Origin of the sequence: Saccharopolyspora oryzae, from assembly GCF_027853915.1 — a bacterium.
Classification (GTDB): Bacteria; Actinomycetota; Actinomycetes; order Mycobacteriales; family Pseudonocardiaceae; genus Saccharopolyspora; species Saccharopolyspora oryzae.
In genome coordinates, this window is record NZ_JAQGLA010000089.1 from 19795 (window position 1) to 27338 (window position 7544).

The 7544-nt window shown below is 71.7% G+C and carries 7 protein-coding genes; 3 read left to right on the top strand and 4 right to left on the bottom strand.

Features of this window, described 5'->3' with window-relative positions:
- The first annotated feature begins 35 nt into the window (after positions 1–35).
- Complete coding sequence (locus tag OU415_RS32360) at positions 36–329, top strand: hypothetical protein (protein WP_270953298.1); 294 nt, start codon at positions 36–38, stop codon at positions 327–329.
- Here OU415_RS32360 and OU415_RS32365 read toward each other — a convergent pair whose 3' ends face one another.
- The 4 genes from OU415_RS32365 to OU415_RS32380 form a co-directional block, all read right to left on the bottom strand.
- The gene (locus OU415_RS32365; RefSeq protein ID WP_270953299.1) at positions 330–866 is read right to left on the bottom strand and encodes an NUDIX hydrolase; all 537 of its coding nucleotides are present in this window, start codon (positions 864–866) and stop codon (positions 330–332) included.
- Positions 863–2206: a coenzyme F420-0:L-glutamate ligase gene (locus tag OU415_RS32370; RefSeq protein WP_270953300.1), complete on the bottom strand. Its 1344-nt coding sequence runs from the start codon at positions 2204–2206 to the stop codon at positions 863–865. The genes OU415_RS32365 and OU415_RS32370 overlap by 4 nt, the downstream gene beginning before the upstream one ends.
- A complete protein-coding gene (gene cofD / locus OU415_RS32375; RefSeq protein ID WP_270953301.1) occupies positions 2203–3195 on the bottom strand; it encodes a 2-phospho-L-lactate transferase in 993 nt (330 codons plus the stop codon). Before cofD ends, OU415_RS32370 begins: the two co-directional genes overlap by 4 nt.
- A gap of 271 nt (positions 3196–3466) precedes the next feature.
- Complete coding sequence (locus OU415_RS32380) at positions 3467–4222, bottom strand: site-2 protease family protein (RefSeq protein WP_270953302.1); 756 nt, start codon at positions 4220–4222, stop codon at positions 3467–3469.
- Positions 4223–4811: 589 nt separating this feature from the next.
- Between OU415_RS32380 and OU415_RS32385 the strand changes: the two genes are divergently transcribed.
- The gene (locus OU415_RS32385) at positions 4812–5042 is read left to right on the top strand and encodes a WhiB family transcriptional regulator (protein WP_170210513.1); all 231 of its coding nucleotides are present in this window, start codon (positions 4812–4814) and stop codon (positions 5040–5042) included.
- A gap of 80 nt (positions 5043–5122) precedes the next feature.
- Complete coding sequence (locus tag OU415_RS32390) at positions 5123–7507, top strand: glycosyltransferase family 2 protein (RefSeq protein ID WP_270953303.1); 2385 nt, start codon at positions 5123–5125, stop codon at positions 7505–7507.
- Positions 7508–7544: the final 37 nt, after the last annotated feature.

Here is a 7544-nt window from a genome sequence, read left to right on the forward strand (position 1 = left end):
CGCCGTGCCTTCCGGCGTAAGAGAAGGTGAGGGACATGGCGAAGTTGAATGAGCTCGCGCAGCACTACGACAACACCGACGTGAGTGCGGAGATGGACGCCGGGCACTGGGAGACCGAGCCCGCGCCGTCCGATCCGATGATCACCACCTCGCTGCGGCTGCCGAAGTCGTTGCTGGATCGAGTGCGCGTTCGGGCTGCTCAGGAAGACATGAAAGCCACAGCCTGGATCCGCGTCCTGATCGAGACGACCTTGTCCGGTTCCGAGGCGGACAGCATCGAAGCGCGCGTGCGGCGGCTCGAAGCCGCCGTGTTCAAGGAAACCGCTTGATCAGAGCCGCTGGCGGGCGGCGGTGATCAGGGGGTCGATGTCGGTGTTGTCCGGGAGGGCGTTCACCGGCCACCAGCGGAGGTCGAGGGACTCGTCGCTGCGGGTCGGCTCGGCTCCTTCCGGGGCGCGGACGACGAAGCGGACGTCGAAGTGCCGGGTCGGCTTGCCCAGCGAGCAGGTGATCGGGTGCACGTCGAGGTGCACCGGATCCGGATCCACCACCAGACCGTCCACACCGGACTCCTCGGTCGCTTCGCGCAGCGCCGCCCCGGCCAGCGTGGTGTCCTCCGGCTCGCAGTGACCGCCCAGCTGCAACCACGTGCCCACGCGCGGGTGCAGCGTCAGCAGCACGTTCTCGCCGGCCGCGTCGAGCAGCACCGCCGAGGCGGTGACGTGCCCGGGCTCGCAGGCTCGCAGGCACGCGTCGGCCCGGGCGTCCAGCAAGGTCAGGAAGGCGTGCCGCAGCGCTTCCTGCTGCGGGTCGGTCGGGCGCCAGTCGCCGAGCACCCGCAGCGCGTCGGCCTGAGGTCCGCTCACAGCTCCACCAATCCGTCGTCGAGGTCGCGGGGTTCGCGCGGGCCGTCGACCGGCTCGGCCGGGTGGCCGACCGCGACGGCGCCGAGCGGTTCCCAGGAGTCCGGCAGGTCCAGTGCCGCGCGCACCACGTCCGGGCAGAACATCGTCGAGGACACCCAGCACGAGGCGAGCTCCTCGGCCGCCAGCGACACCAGCAGTCCCTGCACCGCAGCGCCGCCGGCGACGGTGAACATCTGCCGTTCCGCGTCCCCGCGCCGTTCGTCGGGGTAGTCGTGCGCACCTTCGCGGACCAGGAACGGCAGGACCAGCTCCGGGGCGGCGTAGAGCAGGTTGCCCCGGTTCACGCGCCGCTGGGCGGCGTCCTCCGGCATGCCGTCCGCGCGCAGGTCGTCCAGCCAAGCCGTGCGCATGGCGTCCAGCAGCTTCGACCGCAGCGGGCGGTCGCGCAGCCACACGAAGCGGACCGGGCGGGTGTGGTGCGGGGCGGGCGCGGTCAGCGCCGAGCCGACCGCGCGTCGCACCGCGTCCTCGTCGACCGGGGCGTCCGCGAACTGCCGCACCGAGCGGCGCATCAGCACCGCTTCGCGGCGGCCCTGCGCCAGCGCCTCGGCCGTGCCCATGGCGAACAGGTCCTCGTCGACCGTGCGGACGAGGTCCCGCGCGGACGAACCGTCGTCCACAGTGGTCAGACCGCGCACCACGGCGACCGGGACCGCGCCCAGCTTGCCCTTGACCAGGTCCGCCGCGGCGGCGATCTCGTCGGCCACCGCGACCAGCGTCACGGCCAGCTCGTTGCCCTGCGAATCCGTGCTGCCCGCGTAGTCGTGCAGCACGCCGACACCGGCCGAACCGATCGCCACGTCGGTCTGACCGACCCGCCAGGCGCGGCCCATCGTGTCGGTCACGACCACGCCGACCTGCACCCCGAGCCGCTCGGCGAGCCCGGCCCGCAGGCGGCGCGCGGAGGCGTCCGGGTCCTCCGGCAGCAGCGCGATCTGGTCCTGCGGCACGTTCGAGGCGTCGATGCCGGAGGCCGCCTGCACGATGCCGAGCTTGTTCTGGGTGATCAGCGTCCGGCCGCGCCGGGCCACCACGTGGGTGGCCTCGGACAGCACCAGCTCGCGGCGCAGCTCGTCGCGCAGCTGCGGGTCGAGCGGGGCGGACACCATCCGGTCCTCGACCTTGGACACCACCTTGCTGGTGACCACCACGACGTCGCCGTCGCTGAGCCACGGGGCGGCCGCCGAGATCGACGCCGCCAGGTCGTCGCCGGGGCCGAACTCCGGCAGCCCGGGAACCGCGAACAGCTGCAACCCGCCTGCCGCCGCGTGGTCCTTCATCGCGCCTCCCGCGCCAGGTCGAACGCCGCCTGCGCCATCGCGGCGGTGGCGTCCACATCGGACATCAGCAGCGGCACCGAGCGCACCTCCACGCCGGGGATCTCAGCGGAGTCACCCGTGTGCACCAGCCAGCCGTCCAGAACGCCCTCGGCGTCCTGCCGCGAGCCGTAGTGCCGACCGACCGCCTCGGCGGTGCTCTCCACGCCGATCGCGGTCAGGCAGGCGTCGGCCATGCCGCGCAGCGGCCGTCCGCCGACGATCGGGGACAGGCCCACGACCGGCGCCGAGGTCTCCCGCAGCGCGGTGCGGAAACCCGGCACCGCCAGCAGCGTTCCGATGCTGACCACCGGGTTCGACGGCGCCATCAGCACCACGTCGGCCTGCTGCAGCGCGTCCAGCACTGCAGGCGTCGGCTTCGCCTCGTCCGCCCCGACCGGCACGATCGCGTGCGCCTTCGGCTCCGCGCGGTGCCGCACCCACCACTCCTGGAAGTGCACGGCCCGCTGCTCACCGGTCTCCGGGTCGTCGATGGCGACGTGGGTCTCCACCCGCTCGTCGGTCACCGGCAGCAGGCCGACGCCCGGACGCCACCGGTCGCACAGCGCCTCGGTGACCGCGGACAGCGAATAACCCGCGCGCAGCATCCGCGAGCGCACCAGGTGGGTGGCGATGTCGCGGTCGCCGAGCCCGAACCAGCTCGGTTCGGCGCCGTAGGCGGCCAGCTCCTCCTTGACCGACCAGGACTCGTCGACCCGACCCCAGCCCTTCGCCTCGTCGATGCCACCGCCGAGGGTGTACATGCAGGTGTCCAGGTCCGGGCACACCCGCAACCCGTGCATCCACACGTCATCGCCCACGTTGACCACCGCGGTGACCTCGTGCTCGGACTGCTGCTGCGGCTCGCCCACGGCGGGCAGGCCCAGTGCTGCCTTCACCCCGAGCAGGAACCGCGCGCCACCGACTCCACCGACCAGAACTACGACCTTCACGGTTCCGATCCTCGCACGGAGCCCGCTCCAGGAGGATGCGGAACCTCAGAGTCCGGCTTCGATCCCGGTTTGTGATCTTTTGCTTGTATGCGCCGCAGGCGCATAGCCCACCCTCGGCGCTGGCGCCGCTGCGGGTTCTCAGCGTTCGCCTGGCGAGGACGGCCTGACCGCCGTGTATTGGCATACATAAGGTCGGGCACCCGGAGTCCAGGCGGGCGCTGAGGTTCCGCTACCCGCACCGCCACGCAAAACGAGTTCGTCAGACAGGTTCTCAGAACCCGAACACGCTGCGGAAGATCGCCTGCCCGAGCGCGGTGAGCGTCGTGTCGCCGCCGACCAGGCCGAAGACGAAGTAGGCGAGCTGGAAGAACATCCGGCCGACGAGCGGAACGCCGATCAGCAGCAGGAACAGCACCAGCGGCGCCCACGGTCGCGCCTTCTCGCCGAACTGCCGGGCCGGGGCGGACAGGTACGGTTCGATCGCGCCGTAGCCGTCCAGGCCGGGGATCGGCAGGATGTTCAGCACGAATGCGATCACCTGCAGGAAGGCCAGGTAGGACAGGCCGGAGGCCAGCCCGATCGGCATCGGCACCGCGGCGACCGCGGTGGCGATCAGCAGGCCCAGCACCAGGTTCGTCAGCGGTCCGGCCAGCGACACCATCGACTCGGTGCGGCGCGAGCGCAGCGCGTGGTGGTTGATCCACACCGCGCCGCCGGGCAGCGGGATCCCGCCGAGCGCCACGAAGATCAGCGGCAGCACGATGCTCAGGATCGGATCGGTGTAGCGCCGCGGGTCCAGCGTCAGGTAGCCCTTCGAGCGCACCGAGAGGTCCCCGCCGCGGAACGCGGTGACCGCGTGGCCGAACTCGTGCAGGCACAGCGACGTCGTCCAGCCGCCGAGCACGAGCAGCAGGACGCCGGTGGTCCGCGCGAGGTTGCTGTCGAAGGTGGCCAGCACGCCGCCCAGCACGGTCAGTCCGAGGAACGCCAGGAACAGGGGGCTGATGCGGGTCGTGGAGCTCTTCACGACCCCAGTGTCCACGAACCGGGCGGCCACGCGGCGGGGCACGAGTGATCGCGTAGTGGTATTCATGATCTCGGGACTCCGTGCGGGGGATCTGTTCCGGCGGACGGAGTACTGGCGCTGCGCCGAAAGCGTGCGTTCAGCGGAGCTCGGTGGTGGTGCGGTGGCGCTGTCCGGGTGTCCCCCTACGGATGGTCTCCGCTTGACCGCAAGGAGCTACACGGGTGTAATCACAGCAGTGTCATTCACCGTTGAAATGATCATTCCTCGGGAGGGGAGATCGCGACAGCGGGACGACCGGGTGCGGGAGACCTGGTCGGGCACGGGGTCGGTCGAGGTGCCGCTGGCGGAGAGAGGGCGAGCGGCGCACCCGGTCGGCGACGGCGCCGCCGTCGGAGTTGCGAGGTCCTCGTGAGGGGCCAGACCACCCGTGAGCATGGAGTGCGTCCTGTTCCGGCCCTGGGGAGGGCCGGCGGGAACGGGAGAAATCGGGGGAAGTCCAGCGATGTGGGAATCAGGAGACAGCCGCTTGGCGGAGCGTGGGGACGCACCCGCCGTCGCGGAATTCGACGTTCTTGCCGAACTGTTCGAAATGTCCGAAGAAGAGCAGGAGTGGCAGGAACGGGCGCTCTGCGCGCAGACCGATCCGGAAGCGTTCTTCCCGGAGAAGGGCGGCTCCACGCGGGAGGCGAAGCGGATCTGCCAGGGCTGCGAGGTGCGCTCCGAGTGCTTGGAGTACGCGTTGCAGCACGACGAGCGCTTCGGGATCTGGGGCGGACTGTCCGAAAGGGAGCGCCGCAAGCTCAAGCGCCGCGCAGTCTGAGGCCGCTGCCCGCCGATCACGCCTGAATCAGGTCATTTCGGCGGGTTTTCTTCCGCTGCTGGTGCATTACCGTTCGTGCGGTGGTGGATCTGCTCGGCAGGAGGAAGACTTTGAGCGCGCCGGTGCTGGCGGTGTTGGTGTGTCGGGACGGCGAAGCGTGGCTGCCGGAAGTGCTCGCCGCGCTCGGTGAGCAGTCCGAGAGACCGCGCCGCGTGGTCGTGGTGGACACCGGTTCGGCCGACCGCAGCGCGGAACTGCTGGAGCAGGCGCGCGCGGATCAGGTCGTCGACGACGTGCTGACGTTGCCGCGGGACACCTCCTTCGCCACTGCGGTCGCGGATGCGGTGGCGCTCGGGAAGCGGCGGTGGGCCGACCCCGGGCGCTGGTTGTGGTTGTTGGGCGGCGATTCCGCGCCGAAGCCGGAGCAGCTGGCCGAACTGCTGGCGGCGGCCGGGGACGATCCGGCGGCTGCCGAGGTGGAGCCGGGCAAGCTGATCCGCCGCGACGTCTTCGAGCGGCTGGAACGTCGGCCTTCGCCGTCGCCGCGCGACAACGCCCGCGGAGGTTTGGTCAGCCGCGGCAGGGTGTTGCGGCTGCTGTCGTCCCCGCCCTTCGTGCTCGTCGCCGCGCTGCTGCTGTTCGCGCTGATCAACGCGTTGGTCGCCGGGCGGCTCGGATCGGGTCTGGCGGGTGGGCGACTGCTTCCGGTGGCCGACCTCGGCACGACCTGGCGGGACTACGTGGCCGCGTGGCATCCGGTCGACGGCGGCACGAGTTCTCCGGCGTCGCCTTCGCTGCTGGTGCTGGCGCTGCTCGGCAGTGTCCTAGGTGGACCGTCGGTGGTGGTGTCGCTCCTGCTGCTGTTCGGGGCTCCGCTCGCGGGGCTCAGCGCTTACTTCGCGACCCGGGGGCTCCCGGTCCCGCCGCTGCGCCGCGCGATCGCGGCAGGTGCGTACGCCGTGCTGCCGGCGGCTCTGCTGTCGGCGGGGCAGGGGCGTGTGGACGTGGTCGTCGCGCACATCATGGTGCCGCCGCTGCTCGCCGGCATCGCTGCGGTGATGAGGCGTTCCGATCGCAAGTGGCTGGGCCGGGTTTGCCTGACCGCGCTGGGCCTGGCGCTGCTCGGTGCGTTCTCCCCGCTGCTGCACCTGTCGTTGATCGTGCTCGCGCTGCTCGCGCACGTCCTGCTGCCGGGGGAGAACGCGCGCAGCCAGCACCGGGTGGCCGGGCTGGCCGCGGTGGTGCTGCTCTCCGTCGCCTGCCTGCTGCCGTGGCCCGTGGTGCTGCTGAAGAATCCGGAGGTGTTGCTGCACGGGCTCGGCGCTCGAGCTGTGGAGCAGCCAGCTGGTGCGTGGTTGCTGGCGTTGAGCCCGGACGGTTCGGCGGCGAGCGTGCCTGGAGTGCTGTTCGTCCTGGCCGCGGTGGTGGTGCTCGCGTTCGCTTGGGACAAGCGGATGCTGCCCGCGGTCGGAGTCGCGGTCTTCGGCTGGTTGCTGGCGGCCGCGGTGGACGGTTCGGCGGCCGAGCCGATCAGCGGTGGCATCGCGACCGTCGGCTGGACGGGCGGGCCGCTGGTGCTCGTCGCGGTCGGGTGCAGCTGGATCGTGCTGCAGGCCGGACAGCTGAAGATGCCCGCGAAGTTCCCCGCGGTGCGGCCGGAATTCGGCCTCGCCGCGCTGGGCGTCGTACTGCTCGGACTGGTGGTCAGCTCCGCCTTCGCGGTGATCAGCGGCCCGCTCGGCCCGCAGCGTCCGCTGGCCGGGCCGACTGGAACGCGGCTGGTGCTCGACCCGGGGCAGCAGCCCGCGCGGCTGGTCACCGGTTCCGGGCCGCGCTTCGGCGACGACGACCTGGCACCGGCCGGAACCGCTGCCGACTGGCTCCGCCAGGTCGACGGCGATCTGCGCTCCGCCGATCCCGGTCGGGTGCGGGAGGCGCTCGCCGCGGTGGCCGCTCGGGGCGCGGAGTTCGTGGTCGTGCCGAGCGACTCCCAAGTGTCGGAGCTCGGCCACGGCCTGGTGAACGAGCAGGAACGGCTCCCGGACGGCAGTCGGGTCCTGCGCCTGCTGCTGCCGAGTTCGCCGGTCAAGCTGGTCGGTCCCGACTTGGCGCGCCAGGCGCAGACCGAACCGGAACCGACTCCCGAAGCCCGTCCGCTCCCGGTCGCCGCGCAGCTGCCGAACTTCACCGTCCGGGTCTCCGAAGGCGGACTCGGACGCGCGCTCGTCCTCGGCGCGGAGAACGAGCCCGGCTGGTACGCCCGGGTCGACGGGAAGGAGCTCCCCCTGACCACGGCCTGGGGACACCAGGTGGCGATCCCGTTGCCGGAGAAGGCCGCAGAGGTCCAGGTCGGGTTCACCGAGCTGCCCCGCACGGCCCTGCTGTCCCTCCAAGCCGCGGCGGTCTTGTTCACCCTCGTCGCGGCGATCCCCAGCCGCCGCCGCAAACCCGACCCCCGCCCCTGACCACCACTGAGGGCTGAGCGCCGTGGGCTGGCACAGC

What these genes read in the sequence shown, in the direction of transcription:
- OU415_RS32385 (WP_170210513.1), top strand. Translation starts at nt 4,812, where the DNA reads ATGTCCGAAGAAGAGCAGGAGTGGCAGGAACGGGCGCTCTGCGCGCAG.
- OU415_RS32370 (WP_270953300.1), bottom strand. Translation starts at nt 2,206, where the DNA reads ATGAAGGACCACGCGGCGGCAGGCGGGTTGCAGCTGTTCGCGGTTCCC.
- OU415_RS32360 (WP_270953298.1), top strand. Translation starts at nt 36, where the DNA reads ATGGCGAAGTTGAATGAGCTCGCGCAGCACTACGACAACACCGACGTG.